This is a genomic window from Sphingopyxis sp. BE259 (assembly GCF_031457495.1).
Classification (GTDB): Bacteria; Pseudomonadota; Alphaproteobacteria; order Sphingomonadales; family Sphingomonadaceae; genus Sphingopyxis.
This window is the reverse complement of record NZ_JAVDWM010000001.1, coordinates 2,600,546-2,621,599: the sequence shown is the minus strand read 5'-3', so window position 1 is coordinate 2,621,599 and position 21,054 is coordinate 2,600,546. Positions and strand designations below refer to the sequence as shown.

Annotated in this window: 23 protein-coding genes; 6 read left to right on the top strand and 17 right to left on the bottom strand. The window is 65.5% G+C overall.

The features are described 5' to 3' along the window. Positions 1–111 precede the first annotated feature (111 nt). Positions 112–951 carry a hypothetical protein gene (locus J2X44_RS12675; RefSeq protein WP_310084589.1) on the top strand — a complete coding sequence of 280 codons (840 nt, stop codon included), beginning with the start codon at positions 112–114 and terminating at the stop codon, positions 949–951. Further along, positions 951–1,439 (top strand): AHH domain-containing protein, encoded by a 489-nt coding sequence (locus J2X44_RS12670; protein ID WP_310084587.1) that lies wholly within the window; start codon positions 951–953, stop codon positions 1,437–1,439. The genes J2X44_RS12675 and J2X44_RS12670 overlap by 1 nt, the downstream gene beginning before the upstream one ends. On the opposite strand, the gene J2X44_RS12665 is transcribed toward J2X44_RS12670, so the two are convergent. The 4 genes from J2X44_RS12665 to J2X44_RS12650 all read right to left on the bottom strand — a co-directional run bounded on the left by J2X44_RS12665 (position 1,429) and on the right by J2X44_RS12650 (position 4,711). After that, positions 1,429–2,400, bottom strand: coding sequence for a nitronate monooxygenase family protein (locus J2X44_RS12665; protein ID WP_310084585.1), 972 nt, complete (start codon positions 2,398–2,400; stop codon positions 1,429–1,431). The two genes, J2X44_RS12670 and J2X44_RS12665, sit on opposite strands and share 11 nt — an antisense overlap. Positions 2,401–2,525: 125 nt before the next feature. Beyond that, positions 2,526–3,023 carry a hypothetical protein gene (locus J2X44_RS12660; protein ID WP_310084583.1) on the bottom strand — a complete coding sequence of 166 codons (498 nt, stop codon included), beginning with the start codon at positions 3,021–3,023 and terminating at the stop codon, positions 2,526–2,528. A gap of 12 nt (positions 3,024–3,035) precedes the next feature. Continuing rightward, positions 3,036–3,812 (bottom strand): SDR family oxidoreductase, encoded by a 777-nt coding sequence (locus J2X44_RS12655; protein ID WP_310084580.1) that lies wholly within the window; start codon positions 3,810–3,812, stop codon positions 3,036–3,038. A gap of 71 nt (positions 3,813–3,883) precedes the next feature. After that, complete coding sequence (locus tag J2X44_RS12650; RefSeq protein ID WP_310084577.1) at positions 3,884–4,711, bottom strand: alpha/beta hydrolase; 828 nt, start codon at positions 4,709–4,711, stop codon at positions 3,884–3,886. A 126-nt stretch (positions 4,712–4,837) separates the two neighbouring features. On the opposite strand from J2X44_RS12650, the gene J2X44_RS12645 reads away from it, so the two are divergent. Both J2X44_RS12645 and J2X44_RS12640 read left to right on the top strand, forming a co-directional pair. Further along, positions 4,838–5,851: a GlxA family transcriptional regulator gene (locus J2X44_RS12645; protein ID WP_310084575.1), complete on the top strand. Its 1,014-nt coding sequence runs from the start codon at positions 4,838–4,840 to the stop codon at positions 5,849–5,851. 321 nt (positions 5,852–6,172) lie between these two features. After that, entirely contained in the window at positions 6,173–6,553 is a 381-nt protein-coding gene (locus J2X44_RS12640) for a hypothetical protein (protein ID WP_310084574.1), read from the top strand. Positions 6,554–6,737: 184 nt separating this feature from the next. Here the strand turns inward: J2X44_RS12640 and J2X44_RS12635 are convergent, their stop codons facing one another. The 6 genes from J2X44_RS12635 to J2X44_RS12610 all read right to left on the bottom strand — a co-directional run bounded on the left by J2X44_RS12635 (position 6,738) and on the right by J2X44_RS12610 (position 11,488). Continuing rightward, on the bottom strand, positions 6,738–7,277 hold the full coding sequence (locus tag J2X44_RS12635; protein WP_405053373.1) for a GNAT family N-acetyltransferase: 540 nt from the start codon (positions 7,275–7,277) through the stop codon (positions 6,738–6,740). 7 nt (positions 7,278–7,284) lie between these two features. Continuing rightward, positions 7,285–8,949 (bottom strand): 2-isopropylmalate synthase, encoded by a 1,665-nt coding sequence (leuA, locus tag J2X44_RS12630; protein ID WP_310084569.1) that lies wholly within the window; start codon positions 8,947–8,949, stop codon positions 7,285–7,287. A gap of 290 nt (positions 8,950–9,239) precedes the next feature. Next, a complete protein-coding gene (locus J2X44_RS12625) occupies positions 9,240–9,755 on the bottom strand; it encodes a rhodanese-like domain-containing protein (RefSeq protein WP_310084566.1) in 516 nt (171 codons plus the stop codon). A gap of 132 nt (positions 9,756–9,887) precedes the next feature. Next, entirely contained in the window at positions 9,888–10,244 is a 357-nt protein-coding gene (locus tag J2X44_RS12620; protein ID WP_310084563.1) for a hypothetical protein, read from the bottom strand. Positions 10,245–10,339: 95 nt separating this feature from the next. Further along, complete coding sequence (locus tag J2X44_RS12615) at positions 10,340–10,984, bottom strand: YceI family protein (protein ID WP_310084562.1); 645 nt, start codon at positions 10,982–10,984, stop codon at positions 10,340–10,342. A gap of 96 nt (positions 10,985–11,080) precedes the next feature. Continuing rightward, on the bottom strand, positions 11,081–11,488 hold the full coding sequence (locus J2X44_RS12610; RefSeq protein ID WP_310084560.1) for a hypothetical protein: 408 nt from the start codon (positions 11,486–11,488) through the stop codon (positions 11,081–11,083). 158 nt (positions 11,489–11,646) lie between these two features. Here J2X44_RS12610 and J2X44_RS12605 point away from each other — a divergent pair, with 158 nt between their 5' ends. After that, positions 11,647–12,132: a YHS domain-containing (seleno)protein gene (locus J2X44_RS12605; RefSeq protein ID WP_310084557.1), complete on the top strand. Its 486-nt coding sequence runs from the start codon at positions 11,647–11,649 to the stop codon at positions 12,130–12,132. A gap of 173 nt (positions 12,133–12,305) precedes the next feature. Here the strand turns inward: J2X44_RS12605 and J2X44_RS12600 are convergent, their stop codons facing one another. The 7 genes from J2X44_RS12600 to miaA all read right to left on the bottom strand — a co-directional run bounded on the left by J2X44_RS12600 (position 12,306) and on the right by miaA (position 20,027). After that, positions 12,306–13,556, bottom strand: a complete 1,251-nt coding sequence (locus tag J2X44_RS12600; RefSeq protein ID WP_310084555.1) for an adenosylmethionine--8-amino-7-oxononanoate transaminase — start codon at positions 13,554–13,556, stop codon at positions 12,306–12,308. A gap of 117 nt (positions 13,557–13,673) precedes the next feature. Further along, positions 13,674–14,291, bottom strand: a complete 618-nt coding sequence (gene bioD, locus J2X44_RS12595; protein WP_310084552.1) for a dethiobiotin synthase — start codon at positions 14,289–14,291, stop codon at positions 13,674–13,676. Beyond that, positions 14,288–15,427 (bottom strand): 8-amino-7-oxononanoate synthase, encoded by a 1,140-nt coding sequence (locus J2X44_RS12590; protein WP_310084549.1) that lies wholly within the window; start codon positions 15,425–15,427, stop codon positions 14,288–14,290. The genes bioD and J2X44_RS12590 overlap by 4 nt, the downstream gene beginning before the upstream one ends. A 147-nt stretch (positions 15,428–15,574) precedes the next feature. Beyond that, a complete protein-coding gene (ilvC, locus tag J2X44_RS12585; RefSeq protein ID WP_310084546.1) occupies positions 15,575–16,609 on the bottom strand; it encodes a ketol-acid reductoisomerase in 1,035 nt (344 codons plus the stop codon). 108 nt (positions 16,610–16,717) lie between these two features. Continuing rightward, positions 16,718–17,233 carry an acetolactate synthase small subunit gene (gene ilvN / locus J2X44_RS12580; RefSeq protein WP_310084544.1) on the bottom strand — a complete coding sequence of 172 codons (516 nt, stop codon included), beginning with the start codon at positions 17,231–17,233 and terminating at the stop codon, positions 16,718–16,720. A 4-nt stretch (positions 17,234–17,237) separates the two neighbouring features. Then, on the bottom strand, positions 17,238–18,992 hold the full coding sequence (ilvB, locus tag J2X44_RS12575) for a biosynthetic-type acetolactate synthase large subunit (RefSeq protein ID WP_310084541.1): 1,755 nt from the start codon (positions 18,990–18,992) through the stop codon (positions 17,238–17,240). A gap of 75 nt (positions 18,993–19,067) precedes the next feature. Beyond that, complete coding sequence (gene miaA / locus J2X44_RS12570) at positions 19,068–20,027, bottom strand: tRNA (adenosine(37)-N6)-dimethylallyltransferase MiaA (protein WP_405053372.1); 960 nt, start codon at positions 20,025–20,027, stop codon at positions 19,068–19,070. Between miaA and serB the strand changes: the two genes are divergently transcribed. Beyond that, the gene (gene serB, locus J2X44_RS12565) at positions 20,026–20,910 is read left to right on the top strand and encodes a phosphoserine phosphatase SerB (RefSeq protein WP_310084536.1); all 885 of its coding nucleotides are present in this window, start codon (positions 20,026–20,028) and stop codon (positions 20,908–20,910) included. The two genes, miaA and serB, sit on opposite strands and share 2 nt — an antisense overlap. The last annotated feature ends 144 nt before the right edge of the window (positions 20,911–21,054 follow it).

Here is a 21,054-nt window from a genome sequence, read left to right as displayed (position 1 = left end):
GCGATCTGATCGCCTCGCGAATATTAACTTACCGATATGTTCGATTCAACGTTTGAACATTATCGCCAGTCTTGCGATGCAAGCGCGAACCGATGGAGGTCGGCGAGCGATATGGATGTGGGCAACAGCGACGCGCTGATCCTGCCGGTGCCGCCGGAACCCTTTGCGTTGATCGTCCGGGGGGGGCTGCGGCGTGGCTCGGATGATGCCTTGGAAACGGCGCTGCGTCATATGGGATTACTTCCCGAACGCGTCGAGGATGATCCGTCCGGGGCATCGGCGCTGATCGACGCGCCGCGTTTTCGCTTGCGATTCGGCGCGGTGTCGATCCTGGCGGGTCCCGCTGCTGACACCGCGCTGGACACCGCCGATCCCGATCACCCGTCGACCAGCCTGCTCGCGGCCAGCCTGCCGCGCGACTGGCGTCAGGGTGGGCAGTGCTGGATGTTCGTTCCCGAACCCGAACCCGATGCCGATCCGGCAACATCAACCGAGCCGCCGACGCGAATGCGCGAATTTTTCAAGGTGATGGTGCTGCTGATCGACCTGTTCGATGCCAGCCATATTTTCTGGTCACCGGCGCGGCTGTGGTCGGACGCCCAGCAATTTCGGAGTTCGATCGCCGAGATGCTGGCCAGTGGGATGCCGCCGGTACTGCATGTGGTTGCGTTTCGGCGCCGCGAGGGTCGCGCCGGGGCGAGCATGGAAACGCGGGGGTTGGCGGTATTTGCGGGGCAGGAGCTGGAAGCGAGAATACCGATCGGTTGGACGGTCGCCGAAATGGTCCGGCGATTGTCGCGACTGGCGCTCGACATGATGCTGAACGGCCCGGTTCGCCACGAACGCACGATGCGGGGGTTGGAGGCGGGTGAATGGATCGATCTGTTGCCGGAAACTGCAGCGGATGGCCGGCGATCGACCGTGGTGGTCGAGTTCGGCACTGATCGCTGATGCCGCGCCGGGGGTGGCAGGGCGCGCCTCCGTCGCAGCCTGGTTTCCAGCGTCACCACCTCATTCCGATCGCCCTGCTCCACCGGGGGCAGATGAACGCCATGTTCGATCAGTTGCAGACCGAAGGTTTCACCCTGGAGCATTTCCGCCGCAACGGCGTGATGTTGCCCGCATCCGAACCGGCCGCGCTGCGGTTGGGCCATGCGCTGCACCGCGGACCGCACCAGGGCTATAGCGATGTCGTCGCGGCGCGGGTCGAACAGATCCGGGCCTATTTTGCGTTGCACGCGCCGGGCGACGTCCGTGCGGCGCGGCGCACCGCGGTGATGCGGCTGCGGTTGTTGCAGGACACGACGCGGCGCGCGCTCACCGACCGGCACGGCGCCGGATTCTGGCTCAACCGCCGCGATCCGATGCGGTTGTTCGTCGATCGCCCCTATCTGGACGATGCGATCGAGCGGTTGTTCGGCGAGGCGGTTACAGTCTGACCTTTGCCTCAAGTTCGCGGCGCGCTGCCAGATATTGCGTTTCCAGTTCGGCGACGAAGTCGGCGACAGGGCGCACCGCGCTGACCGTACCGATGCCCTGACCCGATCCCCAGATGTCTTTCCACGCCTTGACCTTGGTATTGCCGCCCGACCCGAAGTTCATGGTCTTGAGGTCGCCTTCGGGCAGATTGTCGGGGTCCATTCCTGCGGCGACGATCGATTGGCGCAGGTAATTGCCGTGGACGCCGGTGAACAGGTTCGAATAGACGATGTCGCCCGCACGGCCCGCGACAATGCCGTCCTTATACGCCTGATCGGCGTTGGCTTCGGCGGTGGCGATGAAGGCGCTGCCGATATAGGCGAGGTCGGCGCCGCACGCCTGCGCGGCGAGCACCGAGCGCCCGTGACCGATGGCGCCCGACAGCGCGACGGGGCCGTCGAACCATTCGCGGATTTCCTGCACCAGCGCAAAAGGCGACTGGCGGCCGGCATGGCCGCCCGCGCCAGCGGCCACGGGAATCAGGCCGTCGGCGCCCTTTTCGACTGCCTTGCGGGCAAAGCGATCGTCGATGACGTCGTGGAGCGTGATGCCGCCCCAGCTATGCACCGCCTGATTGAGTTCTTCGCGCGCCCCGAGCGAGGTGATGGTGATCGGCACTTTCCATTTGGCACAGGTCGCAATGTCCTGTTCCAACCGGTCGTTCGATTTGTGAACGATCTGGTTGACCGCATAGGGCGCCGACAGCCGGTCGGGGTTGGCGCGGTCCCACGCGGCGAGTTCTTCGGTAATCTGGTGCAGCCATTCGTCGAGCAACGTCTGCGGTCGGGCGTTGAGCGCCGGAAAGCTGCCGACGACACCTGCCTTGCACTGCGCGATGACCAGCTCTGGCCCCGATACGATGAACAGCGGCGAGCCGATAACGGGCAGGCGCAGGCGGTCGAAAATCGGGGGCAGGGCCATGAATCACTCTCCGGGTGCAGGTTGAAACTGACCTTAACGTAAACGGAAGGTCATGCAAGAGGGGTTGGCGGTGTTCAAACGACAAGGGCGACCGAAGCCGCCCTTGCTGTTGGGTTTGGTTGCGATCAGGCGGCGGCGGTTTGGCGCCGCGCGGCCTTGAACGTCAGGTAGCCGAGACCGGTCATCGCGATCAACAGCGCGCCTTGAACGACCGCGAACGGCGGTTCGGTTCCATTCGGGGCCAGCGCGTTGAGCGCGGGCACTTTCAGGAAGCTCTGCACCACCAGCACGAACAGGTTGAGGTAGAGCGCGAGAGTCGCAGTGGTCGCATAGATGGTGGCGGCGCACCCTGCGAGCTTGCGGGCGTACCAGGCCCAGAAGGTGGCGACGAGGATCAGCGTCGAGAGGATGCCGAAGCCGAGCGCCGGGGTGAAGGCGACGATCGGGAACAGAAACCCCGTCAGGCTGGTCAGCAACGTCGTCCACAGGAAGATGCCGGTGATACGCGGCAGGACGACGCCGCGGGCAAAGGCGGGGAGGGCGATGAGGCCCGCGGCAATGGCGATCAGGCTGATCGCGACATGGAGCGCGGTAAATTGCGGAATGGTCAGACCGAGGATCATCGCACGTCTCCTTTACAGATAGCGCGGCGCGGGCCGCGACAGCGAGAGATTGGGGCGGAGTGCCGCGCGGGCGGCGATATAGGCGTCATAATCGGCCATGTCGGGGAGGGCGGGGATGGTGACCGTCTCGCCATGGTCGAAACCGGCAAGCGCGGCGTCGACCATGTCGTTCACGTCCATCACCATTTCGGCGGGAATGTTGGCCAGCTGCGCCTCGTCCCAGATCGGGGTGCGGGTGATGCCGGGGACAACGGCCTGAATGCGCACGCCCTTGGCGCCGAGTTCGGCTTGCAGGGCTTCGGTAAAGGCGAGAACATAGGCTTTGCTGGCCGGATAGACCGCGGTGAAGCCGTCGGGCATCAGTGCGGTAACCGAGGTGATGTTGACGATTGCACCTGCGCCATTCGCGGCAAGTCGCGGCGCTATGGCGGCCGAGAGCCGCGTCACCGCGACGATGTTCAGGTCGATCATGCCGCCAAGAAAATCGGGGTCCGCCTCGACGAAACTTGTCTCGCCCGCGATCCCGGCGTTGTTGATCAGGCCGATGATGGCATCGTCATCGCGCAGGCGCGCTTCGACGCGGGCCAGATCATCGGGATTGGCCAGGTCGGCGGCGATGACATCGACGGTGACGCCGGTGTCGCTGCGGAGCCGTTCAGCAAGATCGACGAGTTTGTCGGCGCGGCGCGCGACGAGGATCAGATTGTGGCCGCGGTGGGCCAGGCGGTCGGCATAGACGGCGCCAATGCCGTCCGATGCGCCGGTGATGAGAAAAGTTTGTTTGGCCATCTGACGTCTCCTTTAAGTGGAGGAGGCGCAGTCCCGTCCCTAGAGATTCAGGGGACCACGCCTCGACCTTATCAGCTGTTGATGAAATCCAGAAGATCGGCGTTGAACCGGTCCTGGTGGGTGGCGGTCAGGCCATGGTCGGCGCCCTCATAGATTTTCAGCACCGCCTGTTTGACGATCTTCACCGTGGCGCGCGCCGAGGCATCGACGGGAACGATCTGGTCGTCGTCGCCGTGGAGGACGAGCGTCGGGACGTCGAATTTCTTCAGATCGTCATTGAAGTCGCTTTCCGAAAAGGCGCGGATGCTGTCGAGCTGGCCCTTGAGCCCGCCCATCATCCCCTGCCGGACAAAATCGTCGCGTAGTGCTTCGGACACCACCGCACCGTCGCGGTTATAGCCGTAAAAGGGGATTGTCAGATCCTTGAAGAACTGCGGGCGGTTGTCGAAGGTGCCTTTGCGGATGCCGTCGAAGGCGTCGATCGGCAGGCCGCCCGGGTTGGCTTCGGTCTTGAGCATCAGGGGCGGCACCGCACCGATCAGTGCGATCTTGGCGACCCGCGCCGTGCCGTGGCGGCCGATATAGCGGGTGACTTCGCCGCCGCCAGTGGAGTGGCCGACAAGGATGATGTCTTTCAGGTCGAGCTGTTCGATCAGTTCGGCGAGGTCGTCGGCGTACTGATCCATATTGTTGTTTTCCCACACCTGATCCGAGCGGCCATGGCTGCGGCGGTCGTGGGCGATGGTGCGGAAGCCCTGGTTGGCGAAATAGACCAGCTGGGCGTCCCAGGCGTCGGCGCTGAGCGGCCAGCCGTGCGAGAAGATGATCGGCTGGCCGTCTTTCGGACCCCAGTCCTTGTAGAAGATGTGGGTGCTGTCTTTGGTGGTGATCGTGGTCATGGCGTGGTTCCTTTCGGTAGAGGGGGCGGGGTGTCCGTCCCGATGACATGGATTTAGGCCGATCCGGGCTTGCGCGCGATTGGCGGATACGACATTATGCGGTTCAAATCCGACAAAGGAGGCGATATGCCCAAGGTGAAGGTGCCCGACGTGGCGACGGTGCCGCTGATCGAGGTCGGGATGATGATCTATCCCGACTGCCAGATGGGGATGGTGCACGGCATCACCGACCTGTTCGACATCGCCGGGCGCTTTGCTGTCGATCATGGCCGCGCGCCGATCCGCGTCAGCCATTGGCGGTTGCAGGATGGCGGGGGGTTTGCCCGCATTTACGATAGCCACCCCAATCAACCCGCCGCCAATTCGCCCGCGGTGCTGATTGCACCGGGCAGCTTGCACAAGCTACTCGAACCCGGCGAGGTTGAGCCCTATGCCCGCTGGTTGCTCGACCGCCATGCCCATGGCACGGTGCTGGCGTCGAATTGCGGCGGGTCGTTTGCGCTGGCGGCGACCGGCTTGTTGGCGGGCCGACCGGCGACGACGCACTGGTTTTTCGCCGAGCAGTTTCGCGAGCGGTTCCCCGACGTGCGGCTGGAGGCCGACCGGATGGTGATCGACGACGGCGACATTGTGACCGCGGGTGGGCTGATGGCGTGGACCGATCTGGGGCTGCGGATTGTCGAGCGGTTGCTGGGGCCGACGGTGATGATGGAGACCGCGCGCTTCCTGTTGATCGACCCGAGCGGGCGGGAGCAGAAGAATTATGCGAGCTTTGCCCCAAAGCTGACTCATGGCGATGAAGCGATCTTGCGGGTCCAGCATTGGTTGCAGGCGCGCGGAGCCGGGCCGGTCGCGGTCCCCGCCATGGCCAGCGAGGCGGGGCTGGAGGAACGCACGTTCCAGCGGCGGTTCAAGGCCGCCACCGGGATGACCCCGGTCGAATATGTCCAGCATGTCCGCGTCGGCAAGGCGCGCGAGCTGCTGGAATTTACCCGCCGCACTGTCGACCAGATCGCCTGGGGCGTCGGATATGAGGATGCGGCGGCGTTCCGCAAATTGTTCCACCGCATCACCGGCCTGTCGCCGCATGAATATCGCCAGCGGTTCGCGACCCCCCAATCGCTGGCCGAAGTGGCGTAAATCCACCGTCATCGCCACGACGGTCGGCCGCCGGGCGCGCAGCCGCCGGGGCGCGCCGCGCGGGCCGTTCGTCGAGGGGCGGGGGGCGCTGGTCGAATGGCGGCCCGTCGCGCGGCGGGTCTATGGCAATGAAAAGACGGTGAATTTCATATTCTCCCCCGGATGGCGCCGCGGCCCGTTTTGCAACGGCCGGCGCGGTTCGGGCGTTTGCGTGGTGAGGAGACGCATCGCCGACCCCAGTTTTTCGCCCCCACCGGCAGCGGTCTGAGCCGACCTGACCAGCGGCACTGCCCCTTCGCGCCCCCCAACGAAGGTTTATTCATGACGATTTCCCTGCCACCCCCGCATGACCGCGCCGACGGCGATTGCGATTGCCTGCCGCCCCGCCCCGATCGCGCCCATGATGCGGGCCGTCATCGCGAGCCGCGGTCCGAACCGGGCGCCGAACCCGAATCCAGACCCGATGTCGAACCCGATGCCGCCGCCGGTCCGCCGCTGACCACCTATGTCCTGCGTTACCAAGATGCCTGGTTCGGGCTGGAAAAGCGCGTGGCGTTCGAGGCACCCGATATCGCCGCCGCGCTGGCGATGATGGCGCGCGAGCCGATCGGCGCGTGGGCCGAATTGCTGCACGACGGCATCATGGTGTGCCGCCGCGGCCATGAACCCGGCGGCGCCCCCGATTATTGGGTAGTCGATTAAGGCTGGCTCGGGCGCGAGCGCGCCGCAATTGCCGCCGAATGATCCTAGCTGTCGCGCAGCGATGGGGAGGTGGCAGCGGCGTAACCGCCGACGGAGGGGCGATGGCACAAACGTCGCGGCCGCTCCACCCCTCGCTGCGCGAGCGGTCCCGCGCCCCATGGCCTGCGGACACGGGGAGGATTTGTTAGGGGCTCAGGTGTTTGCCCATGCGGATGAGGGGGACGCTCGCGCCGTTCGGTCCCGGCGCTTCGACGTGCTCGATCGGGGTGTAGCCACAGGCGCGGTAGAGGGGTTCGCCGGATAGGGTGGCCATCAGCTCGGTGCGGGCGAAGCCGGCTTGCTGCGCGGCGGCTTCGCAGAGGGCCATCACCATGCGGCCGACGCCCTGCCGGGCGAAGGCGGGGTGGGTGTACATCGCGCGGATGCGCGCGGCGTCGGTGGCGGGGTTGAGCGGGGCGGGGTCGCGCAGGAATGCGGCGTGGTCGCCGCCGTAGAGCGTTGCGCGGTGCGACCAGCCGCCGCAGCCCGCGATCTGACCCTCCGCCGCGATGACGAAATAGGTGCCGTCGGCAATCAGCTGGGTGTCGAGGCCCATGACGGCAGCGCTGGCGGCGATCTGCGCGTCGTCGAGAAAGCCTTTTTGCAATTCGGCGATGGCGAGCGCCATCACCGCGCGCAGCGCGTCGAGATCCGACGGCTGCGCGAGGCGGTGGGTTAGCGGCAACTTGCGGTCAGGCGCCGTTGGCGGCGCTCAGGATCGCGCGCACGCTGGCGGTTGCGACGTCGGTGTCGAGGCCGCAGCCGAAGACGCTTTTGCCGTCCGGGGTGCGGCATTCGACATAGGCGGCGGCTTGCGCGGTGCTGCCCTGGCCGATCGCGTGCTCGCTGTAATCGACGATGTCCATCACCGGGCCGCCGGATTCGGCGAGCGCGGCGATGACGCTGCTCATCAGGCCGTTGCCGCGGCCGCTGACGCTGCGCGGGGCGCCGTCGATGGTGAGCTTGCCGGCAAAGATGCGGTCGGTTCCGGCATGGCTTTCGGACCAGTCGACGAGCTGGAAGCGCTTGTCCTCGACCTTGAGATAGGCGGTTTCGAACGCGCCCCAGATGTCATCGGCGGTCAGCTCGCGGCTGGATTCGTCGGCCAGCGCCTGCACGACATGGCTGAAGCTGGCCTGCATTTTCTTGGGCAGTTTCAGCCCCTTGTCCTGTTCGAGCACCCAGGCGACGCCGCCCTTGCCCGACTGGCTGTTGACGCGGATCACCGCTTCGTAGCTGCGGCCGAGGTCGGCAGGGTCGATGGGCAGATAGGGGACTTCCCAGCGTTCGTCATTCTGCCGTTCGCGCGCAGCGAAGCCTTTCTTGATCGCGTCCTGATGGCTGCCCGAGAAGGCAGTGTATACCAGCTCGCCGCCATAAGGGTGGCGCGGGTGGACGGGGAGCTGGTTGCAATATTCGACCGTCGCGATGACTTCGTCGATGTTCGAAAAGTCGAGCCCAGGGTCGACGCCCTGTGTGTACATATTCAGCGCGATGGTGACGAGGCAGGTGTTGCCGGTGCGCTCGCCATTGCCGAACAGGCAGCCCTCGACGCGGTCGGCGCCTGCGAGCAGGCCGAGCTCGGCGGCGGCGACGCCGGTGCCGCGGTCGTTGTGGGTGTGCAGCGAGATGATCGCGCGGTCGCGGCCGGGGAGGTTCTTGCAGAAATATTCGATCTGGTCGGCGTAGATGTTCGCGGACGACGCCTCGACCGTGGCGGGCAGGTTGAGGATGATCGGCTTGGCGGTGGTGGGCTGGAGAATGTCCATCACCGCGGCGCAGCATTCGATGCTGAAATCGAGTTCGGCAGTCGAGAAGGTTTCGGGGCTGTACTGAAAGCGCCAGTCGGTGCCGGGGAGGCGCGCGGCGTTGTCGCGCAACTGCTTCGCGCCCTCGATCGCGATCGCTTTGATTTCGGGCATTTCCATGCCGAACACGATGCGGCGCCAGGCGGGGCTGACCGCGTTATAGACGTGGACGATCGCGGTCTTGGCGCCGGCAAGGCTGTCGAAGCTGGTGCGGATGAGGTCGGCGCGGCTTTGCGTGAGCACCTGCGGGGTGACGTCGTCGGGGATGCGGCCGTCGCGGACGAGGCCCGAGATGAAGTCGAACTCGGTCGCGCCGGCGCTGGGGAAGCCGACCTCGATTTCCTTGAGGCCGATGCGGCAGAGGAGGTCGAAGAAGCGCGCCTTTTTCTCGGCATCCATCGGGTCGATCAGCGCCTGATTGCCGTCGCGCATGTCGGTGGACAGCCAGATGGGGGCAGCGGTGGTGACGCGGGTGGGCCATTCGCGGTTCGCCAAGGGAACTTGCGGAAAGGCGCTGTATTTGACCGAAGGGTCGCGGAGCATGGTCATGATCTTGGTCTTCTGCTGGTCGGTTGCGAATATGTCGATCGGACCCTTGAGCGGGTGGCCGCGACTAACGCGCAGCCAGTGTCACGCCCAAGGGCGTGTAAGTCGCAGAAGAAGAAGGGCGTTGCCGCGCATGGCGGCTCTAGTGATGCAAAATGTCGCGCTTGGCAAGGGGGGAGTGGGAAAATTGCGTCGTGTGCCGCCGTTCGTCATTCCCGCGAAAGCGGGAACCCAGCGAGCTGACATGGGCTGGCTGGGTTCCCGCTTTCGCGGGAATGACGAGTTTTGTTGCGTTATCCCGTTCCCTTTACCCACTCCACCTTGGGATCGTTGAAATCGACGACGTCGGCGAGCTCGTAGACATTGGGATAGCCATAGCCGACGAGATTGATGAAGGTCTGGATATTGAGCGCGAGCGGCGCGGCCTTCATCCGCACCGGGGCAGCGTCGTTGCGGAAATTATTGTTGCAATAGATCAGGATGGGGCGGTCGGGGTTGGCGCCGATGACCGCGGCGAGGCTGTCGGCGGTGAAATCGGTGAGCGGCAGGTTGACCGCGCCCTTGATATGACCGCGCGCGAAGGCGCTGGCTGAACGCGCGTCGAGCAGCAGCACGTCAGGCTTGGCCGCCTCGGCCTTGAAAGCGGCGAAGGCGAGCAGGCGGGTGGCGCGCTCTGGCGCGACGCTTGCGGTCAGCGCCTCGAAGGCGGGATAGTCGATTTGCGGGTTGGTTTGGGCGAAGGTTGGGGTGGCGGCGAGCGCGGCGGCGAGCGCGGCGGTGAGCATGGCGACGGGCAGCAGGATACGCATGATGGTCCTCCCTTGGTTAAGGGGAGGCTAGGCGCGGCTTGCTGGACCGGCGATGAACCGCAAAACGGCGCCGGACCGCGAGGGGGTCGCGATCCGGCGCAGGCAGGGGACGGTAGAGTTTGCGCGAGCGGGTCAGGCGGCTTCGCTCGCCGCGTCGTCCTCGTCCCACGGCTCGAAAATTTCGTCCTCGATCATATTGTCGATGGCGTGGACACGCACCGCGCTCACCCCGTCGGCGAGCGGGCCTTCCCAAGCAGCTTCGACCATCGTGAGGTCGCCCGTATCGCCGCCTGCGGCCCGGTCCCCGACGAGGTCGAAGTCCTGGATGCCGTCCTCGGGCGGGGTGATGTAGACGTGCGGGTCGAGCCGGACATTGGCCCAGCCCGCGGTGGGGGTCAGTCCCTCGACCTCGACGGTCAGCAATGGATGGTCCTCGTCGCCGCCGATGAAGGCGTTCACATCGACAATTTCGCGTACCAGTTCGCTCATCACCCGGACTCCTCGCAAAAGGGGGCGGGGCCGATGACGACCCCGCCCCGGCTTTTACGCGGCGCGTGTGACAGATTGGGGTGCGGTGCGCGGGACTATTGCTTTTCGAAAGCGGCGTGGATTTCGAGTTCGACTTCGTCGCTGACCGCGGGGATGCCATAGGCGATGCCGAAATCGCTGCGGCGAATCTTGCCCTCGGCCTCGAAACCGACGGTCGCTTTCTTGTTATAGGGATTGGTCCCGGCGCCGTGGAAATCGACGTCGAGTGTGACCGGCTTGGTCACGCCGTTCAGGGTCAGGTTGCCGGTGACCGTCGCCTCGTCGCCGTCGTCGTCGAGCACGACGCTTGTCGAGACGAATTTGGCGTCGGCGGGCGCGGCGCCAAAGAAATCGGGCTTGCCGCCATCCTTGCCGGCGCGGAGCAGATGGCCGGTCAGGCCGCTGCTGGCGGTGGTGACCTTGGCGACCGGGATCGTGACATCGACTTTCGACGCGGCGGGATTGGCTGGGTCGATGACGAGGGTGCCGGTGACGTCGCCGAAAATGCCGGTATATTTGCTGAAGCCGAAATGATCGACTTCCCACACCACCATCGTGTGCCCAGCGTCGGCGGCATAAGTGCCCGCGGCGACGCGCGTCTTGTCGGGGGCGCCGGGGGTGCCCGTCGTGTTCTGGGCGATGACGACGGGGACGGCGACGACAGCGATGGCGAGAGCGGCGAGGGGAGCGATACGGCGCATGAAAAGGTCTCCTGTTGGGGGTGTGCAGGCTAGGCGCGCGGAAGGGCGCGCGTCAATCGACCGAGAGGAAACGCAATGTTTCGCGCCGCGGTTCCGTCAGCGGGCGCGGCGCGCCTCGAACCATTGGCGCAGCGCGGCCGACGCGCAGCCGGTGAAGCCGTAACTGCCGACCGGCGAACAGCTGTTCGGGCGGGTGGCGCGGGCGATATTGTCATAGCCCTCGACCGTAGACGCCCAGCTGCCGCCGCCGACCGGGGCGTCGTCCTTGAGTTCCTCGCGCAATTCCTTGGGGACGCGGTAGCGTTCGGATTCGGGTTGCTGGGCGCAGACGATGATCTCGTCGCCGACCGGTTCGGGGCAGGGTTCGTCGCCATAGGTGTAGAGGACCGACGTGCGCTGCGGCGGCTGGCCCGACTGGGCGAGGCTGTCGTCCTGCGCGGTCGCAGGGGCGGCGAGTGCGAAGGCGGCGAGCAGCGGGAGGAGGAGGATGGCTTTTTTCATCATTACAGATCGCGTTCCCAGACCCCGTGTCCCCGCGGCCAGAATGGCGGGCCCAGATGAACCTAAGCCGAACCTGCCCGCGTAACCCTTTGCGCGCTGGCCCCGAATTGGGGGGATGGAGCATCGGCAACGGGCCGATCCGGTCCAGATGGAGATTGATCGTGAAAAACCAAGTCCTGTTCATCCTGTTGGCGGCAGCGGCCCTGCCGTTGCCCTTCGCAGCCTTGACCCCGCAGGCCTCTGCCGCGCCGGTTTATGTCGGGGTCGAAGGCGGCAATGTCGCGGTCAGCGGCTATGATGCGGTGAGTTATTTCGACGGCGACGGGGTGCCGGTGAAGGGCGACGCCGATTTTGCGGTCGCGCATGACAATGCGGTCTATCATTTCGCCAACGGCGCCAATGCGGCGCGTTTTGCGGCCAATCCCGAAGCATTTATGCCGCGCTATGGCGGCCATTGCGCGTGGGCGATGTCGCGCGGCTACCTCGCGCCGGGTGACCCGCTGGCCTATGCGATTGTCGACGGGAAACTGTATCTGAACTTCAACCAGGAGGTGAAGGCGAAGTGGGATATGAACCGCGCGGGATATATTGCGGCGGCGGAGACGAATTGGGCGGTGGTGCCGGCGGATGCGAAATTCGGAGGGTGATGGCGAGCGTGGGATTTGGGGTAGGGAGCGGATATTCGCGACCCTCGTCATTCCCGCGAAAGCGGGAACCCAGGGTGGGATCAGCGGACGCACGCCTTGGGTTCCCGCTTTCGCGGGAATGACGAAGTGAAAAAACGGCGAATGTCCGCAATCGGTCGTTAGCTGACGTCGCTTTAGACAATATCCAGCGACGCCGCGATCGTATCCCACACCTGCGCCAGCTCGTCCGCGGTGATGCAATAGGGCGGCATGACATACACCGTGTTGCCGAGCGGGCGTAGCAGCACGCCCTGGTCACGGTAAAAAGCGATCAAGCGCGGGGCGAGGTTCGAGAGATAGCCCTGATCGGCAACGATGATGTCGAACGCGGCGATGGTGCCGAGGCGGCGAGGATTGGCGATCCGCGGGTCGTAAGACAGCAGCGAGAGGTGCGCGGCCTGGGCGTCGGCGAGGGCATCGATGCGGTGCTGCACCGGCTCGTCGCGCCAGATGGCGAGGTTGGCGCCCGCCGCGGCGCAGGCGATCGGGTTCGCGGTGTAGCTGCTCGAATGATAAAAGGTCTTGCTGCGATCGGTCGAGAGATGCGCCGCGAAGATCGGTTCGATGCAGAGCGTCACCGCGAGCGGCAGCGCGCCGCCGGTCAGGCCTTTCGACAGACAGACGATGTCGGGGATCACCCCCGCCTGGTCGCAGGCGAAGCGGGTACCGGTGCGGCCCCAACCGGTCATCACTTCATCGGCGATGAACAGGACATGGTGGCGGGCGCAGATGGCGCGCATCTCGGCGAGCACCCACGCGGGGTAGATCAGCATGCCGCCGGCGCCGAGGATGAGCGGTTCGATGATGAAGGCGGCGGGCTTTTGGGCGCAGGCGGCTTCGAGCGCGTCGAGCGTGGCTTGCTCCAGTCCTTCATGCGGGAAGGCGATGGTGCCGACGTCGAACAGCAAAGGCTGCCAGGCGCGGTTATAGACGCCGCGTTCGCCGACCGACATCGTGCCGATGGTGTCGCCGTGATAGCTATGGTCGAGGACGAGGATGCGGTGGCGCGGCTCGCCGAGGTTATACCAATAGCCGAGCGCCATTTTCAGCGCGACCTCGACGCTGGTCGAGCCCGAGTCCGAGAAAAAGACGCGGGTGAGCGGATCGGGGGTGATGCGGATGAGCTCGGCGGCAAGCGTCTCGGCGGGTTCGTGGGTCCAGCCGGCGAAGATCAACTGGTCGAGCCGTTCGGACTGGGCGCGGATCGCGGCCATGATGCGCGGGTGGGCGTGGCCGTGGGTGGTGACCCACCAGCTGGAGATCGCGTCGATCCAGCGGTTGTTTTGCGCGTCGTAGAGGCGGGCGCCGTCGCCGCGGGCGATCAGCGGGATCGGGTCGCCAAGGCCGTGCTGGGTGAAGGGGTGCCAGATCGGGGATTGAGGCATGGTCAATTTCAACCGTTTGTCCTGAGGAGCCATTGCGCTTGTCGAAATGGCGTCTCGAGAGACAGTTTAGCGCGCGGGATCCTTCGAGACGGGCCTTCGCCGAGGCTCAGTCCCTCCTCAGGACGAACGGGAAAAATCTGCAAGACTGAAATGCTTCGCGAACGCGGCGGCCAGATTTTCGCGTGTTAATGGTTCGATGATCGGCAACCGTCCCAAGCGGCGCACACCGCCTATGTCGCAGATGATCGCCTCGCTGTCCGCCACCGCATCGCCGAGAAAGGCGAGGCCGTGGATCGGCACCCCGCGCGACCGCAGCGCCTCGATCGTCAGCAGACTGTGGTTGATCGTGCCGAGTGTGGTGCGCGCGCAGATAATGACGGGGATCTGCCAGCGCGCGAACAGGTCGGCGTAGAGGGTGGTGCGGGTGACCGGGACGAGCGCGCCGCCCGCGCCTTCGACGATCAGGTCGCCGGGGGGCGGATTGAGGGTGTCGAGGTCGATCGTCACGCCGTCAATTTCGGCCGCGATATGGGGTGAGGCGGGAGTTTCCAGGCGGTAGGCTTCGGGAAGGATCGGGACACCTGCGAGCCGCGCGACGACTTCGCTGTCCGTTTCGTCCGCCAGCCCCGACTGGACCGGCTTCCAATAGGGCGCCCCGATCGCACCCGCAAGCGCGGCCGAAAAGACCGTTTTGCCGATGCCAGTATCGGTGCCGGTGACGACGAAGCGCGTCATGCGGCGGCCATCGCCTGCGCCAGCGTGTCGGCCAGCGCGTCGATGTCGGTCTCGTCGACATTGAGCGTGATTGCGATACGCAGCCGCGCGGTGCCCTGTGCCACGGTGGGCGGACGGATGCCGCGGACATCGAAACCGGCATCGCGAAGCGTCGCGGCGATCCGCATCGTGCGGTCGTTGTCGCCGATGATCACCGGCAGGATCTGGGTGCCGCTGGCCGGGATGCCGAGCGGGACGAGGCGTTCGGCGGCGTGCCGGACGAGCGCGTGGAGGCGAGCCTGGCGTTCGGGCTGGTTAGCAACGATCTCGATCGCCTGGCCGACGAGCCAGGCCATGAGCGGCGACGGGGCGGTCGAGAAGATGAAGGGGCGGCCGCGGTTGACGATGAAGTCGGTGGCGATCGCGGGGGCGCAGAGCAGGGCGCCTTCGCAGCCGAGCGCCTTGCCGCAGGTGTGGAGGGTGATCAGGTTGTCGCGGCGCGGCAGCGCGTGCGCGAGGCCCGCGCCGCCCGGGCCGAAGACGCCGGTCGCGTGCGCTTCGTCGACCACCAGCACGGCGTCGTGGCGGTCCGCCACCGCGGCGAGGGCGGTGAGCGGCGCGCGGTCGCCGTCCATGCTGTAGAGGCTTTCGACCGCGATCCACGGTGTCCCGCCGCCGCCCCCCGCGCGCCAGCGGGTGATGAGGTCGTCGAAGGATTGAGCGTCGTTGTGCGCGGCGGCGATCGCCCCGGCGCGGCCGAGCTTCATGCCGTCATGGGCGCTGGCGTGGATCAGTTCGTCATGGACGATCAGGTCACCGCGCTGGGGCAGGGTCGCGAACAGCGCAGTGTTGGCGGCGAAGCCGGTCGGGAAAAACAGCGCGGCCTCGCTGCCATAATGGCGCGCCGCATGGGCTTCGAGTGCTTCATGTTCGGGGTGATTACCGCGGAGCAGGCGCGAACCACCTGACCCGGCGGGCAGGCCGCGTGCGATGCCCGTGGTCAGCGCGGCGCGCAGGGCGTCGGAATTTGCGAGGCCAAGATAGTCGTTCGAAGCAAAATCGCGGCCGGTGCGCGGCGCGAGGGCGCGGCGGCGGCTTTGTGCGGTGAGCGCATCCAGATCCCTGCGGTGGGTGTCGAAGGGGGAGCGGTTATTCAAAGCCGTTCGTCCTGAGGAGCCACTGAGCCTGGCGAAGGGGCGTCTCGAAGGACTTGCGAGATTGGGCTTGCGGTGCTTCGAGACGAGTCTTCGACAACCTCAGCCCCTCCTCAGCACGAACGGCTGAAGAGGGGCGCAAGCAGTAGCTCAGTTCTTGGCTTTATCCACCAGCTGGTTCTTGGCGATCCACGGCATCATGGCGCGCAGTTCGCCGCCGACCTGTTCGATCGGGTGGGCGGCGGCGGCTTTGCGGCTGGCCTTCAGCTCGGGCTGGCCGGCCTGGTTGTCGAGCACGAAGTCCTTGACGAAGCGGCCCGACTGGATGTCGGCGAGGACACGCTTCATTTCCTTCTTCGTTTCGTCGGTGATGATGCGCGGGCCGGTTTTGATGTCGCCATATTCGGCGGTGTTGCTGATCGAATAGCGCATGTTGGCGATGCCGCCTTCATAGAGCAGGTCGACGATCAGCTTGGTTTCGTGGAGGCATTCGAAATAGGCCATTTCGGGGGCATAGCCGGCCTCGACCAGCGTTTCGAACCCGGCCTGGATTAAGTGGGTGATGCCGCCGCACAGCACCGCCTGTTCGCCGAACAGATCGGTTTCGCACTCTTCCTTAAAGGTGGTTTCGATGACGCCGCTGCGGCCGCCGCCGACGGCCGAGGCGTAGCTGAGCGCGAGCGCTTTGGCATAGCCGTTGCCGCTGTTGCCGCTCGCTTCCTGCGCCACCGCAATCAGGCAGGGAACGCCGCCGCCCTTTTGATATTCGCTGCGCACCGTGTGGCCCGGGCCTTTGGGGGCGACCATGAACACGTCGATGTCGGGGCGGGCTTCGATCAGGCCGAAGTGGATGTTGAGGCCGTGCGCGAAGGCGAGCGCGGCGCCGGGCTTCATGTTTTCAGCCAGGTCGTCGGCGTAGATTTTGGCCTGATGCTCGTCAGGGGCGACGACCATGATGACGTCGGCCCACTGCGCGGCTTCCTTGTTCGACAGCACCTTGAAGCCCGCAGCTTCGGCCTTTTTGGCGGTCGCCGACCCGGCGCGCAGCGCGATTGCGACCTCGGTGACGCCGCTGTCGCGCAGGTTCTGCGCGTGGGCGTGGCCTTGGCTGCCGTAGCCGACAACGGCGACCTTTTTGCCCTTGATCAGATCCTGGTCGGCGTCGCGATCGTAATAGACTTGCATATTTTTATCCCTGTAGTTTTTTCGTCATGCCGGACTTGATCCGGCATCCATGGACCCCGGATCAAGTCCGGGGTGACGAAGGTTGGACCCTAATTCCTGTAGTAAACCCTAGAGCGCCTCCGCCCCGCGGCCGATGGCGACGACGCCGGTGCGACCGACTTCGACCAGCCCGCATTCGCGCATCAGCGCGATGAAGCGGTCGACCTTGTCGCTCGTCCCGGTGATTTCGAAGATGAAGCTGGTCAGCGTCGTGTCGACGACCTTGGCGCGAAACACGTCCGCCATACGCAGCGCCTCAATCCGTTTGTCGCCGGTGCCCGCGACCTTCACGAGCGCGATCTCGCGCTCGACATGCGCGCCGCCGTCGGCAAGGTCGGTGACCGAGTGGACGGGAACCAGCCGGTCGAGCTGCGCGATGATCTGGTCGATGACCGCGGGCGGGCCGCTGGTGACGATGGTGATCCGCGACAGGGCATGATCGGCGCTGATGTCGGCGACGGTCAGGCTTTCGATATTATAGCCGCGGGCGGAGAACAGCCCGGTGATCTTGGCCAGGATGCCCGCCTCGTTATCGACGGTGACGGCGAGCACATGGCGCTCGCCCGCTTCGGTTTTGATTTTCATGGTTTTAGACCAATGCTTTCGCTTCGTCGTCCATCGTGCCGGTGACGTCGCTTGGCTGGAGGAGCATTTCGGTGTGCGCCGCGCCCGAGGGGATCATCGGGAAGCAGTTAGCGAGCTGGGCGACCCGGCAGTCGACGATCACCGGGCCGGGGGTGTCGATCATCTGTTGGATGCCGTCCGCAAGCTCGCCGAGGGTGTCGATGCGCAGGCCGGTCCAGTCATAGGCGTCGGCGAGTTTGACGAAATCGGGCAGGCTGTCCGAATAGCTGTTCGAATAGCGGCTTTCATAGGTCAGTTCCTGCCACTGGCGAACCATGCCCATCCACTGGTTGTTGAGGATGAAGATCTTCACTGGCAGGCGGTACTGGCTGACCGTCCCCATCTCCTGGATGTTCATCTGCAAGCTGGCTTCGCCCGCGATGCAGATGACGAGGCGGTCGGGGTGCGCGATCTGGGCCCCGACTGCGGCGGGGAAGCCGTAACCCATGGTGCCGAGGCCGCCGCTGGTCAGCCAGCGGTTGGGGCTGTCGAAATGGAAATGCTGCGCCGCCCACATCTGGTGCTGGCCGACCTCGGTGGTGATGATCGGGTCCATGCCGCGGGTGGCGTCGAACAGCGCCTTGACCGCGCGCTGCGGCATGATCTCGGCGCCGTCTTCTTTCTTTTCGGGGAAGTCGAGGCAGCGCGTCGCGCGCCAGCCGTCGACGCGGCGCCACCATTCGCCAAGGTCGCGCGCTTGGTGTCCTGCGTCCTGCCAGCCCGCGATGATCGCATCGACCGCGCGCCCGGCATCGCCGACGATGGCGAGATCGACGGCAACGATCTTGTTGATCGAACTGCGATCGATGTCGATATGGATCTTTTTGGAATCGGGCGAGAAGGCGTCGAGGCGGCCGGTGACGCGGTCGTCGAAGCGCGCCCCGACGGCGATGATCAGGTCGGCGCGGTTCATCGCCATATTGGCCTCGAACGTGCCGTGCATGCCGAGCATCCCGAGCCATTTGTCATCGTCGGCGGGGAAAGCGCCGAGGCCCATTAGGGTCGAGGTGACCGGCGCGCCGGTGAGCGCGACAAGCTGGCGCAGCGCCGCGCTCGCGTCGGGTCCGGCGTTGATGACGCCGCCGCCAGTGTAGAAGATCGGGCGCTCCGCCGCGGCGATCATCGCGACAGCCTGGGCAATCGCATCGGCGTCGGGTTCGGCCTGCGGGCGATAGCTTTTGTGCGCGATCTTTTCGGGGATCACATAATTTCCGGTCGCGACCTGCACGTTCTTGGGGATGTCGATCACCACCGGGCCAGGGCGGCCGTTAGTCGCGATGTAAAATGCCTCGTGCAGGATCGGGCCGAGGCGTTCGGGGTCCATCACCAGATAATTATGCTTGGTGCAGTGGCGGGTGATGCCGACGGTGTCACATTCCTGAAAGGCGTCGGTGCCGATCAAGGCGGTCGACACCTGGCCGGTGAGGACGACCATCGGAATCGAGTCCATCAGCGCGTCGGTGATTCCGGTGACGGCATTGGTCGCGCCAGGACCGGAGGTTACGAGCACGACGCCGGGTTTGCCGGTCGAGCGCGCATAGCCCTCGGCGGCGTGGGTCGCGGCCTGTTCGTGGCGGACGAGTATGTGTTTGATAGTCGGGTGCTTGAACAGCGCGTCGTAAATCGGGAGCACCGCGCCACCCGGATAGCCGAACACTGTATCGACCCCAAGATCGACCAGCGCCTGAACCACCATGTCGGCACCGCTCATTTCCGTCACGACGAAACTCCTTTCCGAACCAAAATCGCCGCGCTTGTGCGCTGCAACAGGGTTGCGGGCAATAGGTATATGATTCTATCCTGTCAACAGGCTTTGACGTAATATAATTGCTAATTCATCAATAGAATCATTGTTTAGTGACTCGCTGTGGCGCGGCCAGTCGGCGGGCGGCTGGTTGCGGAACCAGGTATATTGGCGTTTGGCATATTGGCGCGTGGCGGCTTGCGTCAGCGTGAGCGCTTGGTCGCGGTCGATCGTACCGGTCAGATATTGCGCAATCTGCGGGACACCGATCGCGCGCATGGCGGGAAGATCGGGGTCGAGGTTGCGGGCGAGCAGCGCTTCGACTTCGGCAACCGCGCCGCCGTCGAACATCTGGACCAGCCGCTGGTCGCAGCGATCGCGCAGCCACTCGCGCGGCGGGAGGAGAATGAGCGGGGCGAGTGTGATCGTGTCGCCGATGCCGCCGGTGTGCGCGGCGTGCCAATGACCCAGCGGGTGGCCGGTCGAGCGGACGACTTCGAGCGCGCGGGCGATGCGGGTGGTGTCGGTGGAATTGAGGCGGGCGGCGGTGGCGGGGTCTTCGCGGGTCAGCGCGGCGTGGGCTTCGGCGACAGGCAGCGCGCGGACTGCGGCGCGAACATCGGGGTCGATGTCGGGTATCGGCGAAATGCCGTCGAGCAGCGTGCGGATATGCAGCCCGGTGCCGCCGACGAGGATCGGGATTTCGCTCGCGGCATGCGCGGCGGCGATCGCGACGCGCGCGTCATCCGCCCAGCGCGCGGCATTATGCGCCTCGGCGGCGTTGACATGACCGAACAGATGGTGGGGGATGCCTGCCATTTCTTCGTCGCTCGGGCGCGCCGACAGGATCCGCAGGTCGGCATAGACCTGGCTGGCGTCAGCATTGATCACGACGCCGCGCCCGACGGCTTTTGCCAGATGTACTGCCATTGCACTCTTGCCGCTGGCGGTGGGGCCAGCGATAAGTGCGACAGGAGGCCTTGGGCCGAAAGAAGATAAAGGAGTAGCCATGTTCGTCGCGACGCTGATAGCAGCCGGGAAGCTGACCGACGAGGTGGTTCGCGAAGCGATCGACCGGCTCGACGCCACAGGCCACGATGTCGGCGCGCCGCACTGGCTGGATGTCGGTGATGCCGCCGACATCGTCTTTCAGGGCAGCCTGGTCAGCGCGCGCGCCGAACTGGCGTTGATGGACCATGGCGCGCTCGACACGATCGTCCAGCCGCAGGGCGACCGGACGAAGAAGCTGATCATCGCCGATATGGATTCGACGATGATCACCGTCGAGTGCATCGACGAACTGGCCGATTATGCCGGGCTGAAGCCGCAGATCGCGGCGATTACCGAGCGCGCGATGCGCGGCGAACTCGATTTCCGCGCCGCGCTGATCGAGCGCGTCGGGTTGCTGGCCGGGATGCCCGAAGCCACCTTGGTCGAATGCCGGATGGAGCGGGTGAAGCTGACGCGCGGGGCGCGGACATTGGTGCAGACGATGAAGGCGCATGGCGCGTATTCGGTGCTGGTTTCGGGGGGCTTTACCGCTTTTGCCGGGCCGGTGGGCGAGGCGATCGGGTTCGACAAGGTGGTTGCGAACGCGCTGGAGATTAAGGACGGCAAGTTGACCGGGCGGGTCATCGAGCCGATCGTAGATAGCGCCGCGAAGCTGGAGACGCTGAAGGCCGAGGCGGCGAAGCACGGCCTGCCGCTGGCCGAGACGCTGGCGGTCGGCGACGGCGCCAACGACATTCCGATGATCACGTCGGCCGGGCTGGGCGTGGGCTATTATCCGCACCCGGCGGCGGGCGAGGCCGCGGCGGCGGTGGTGCGGCACCATGACCTGACGGCATTGTTATGGGCGCAGGGCTATCCGCGGCGGAGCTGGGTGCTGGGGTAGGGGTTGGCTGGCAGGTTTCGACCGGAAGTAGACGTTCCGGATCCTACAACTTCGTCATTCCCGCGAAAGTGGGAACCTAGGATGGGGTTAGCCTACGCACGCTCTGGGTCCCCGCTTTCGCGGGGATGACGAATCTGGGGAATA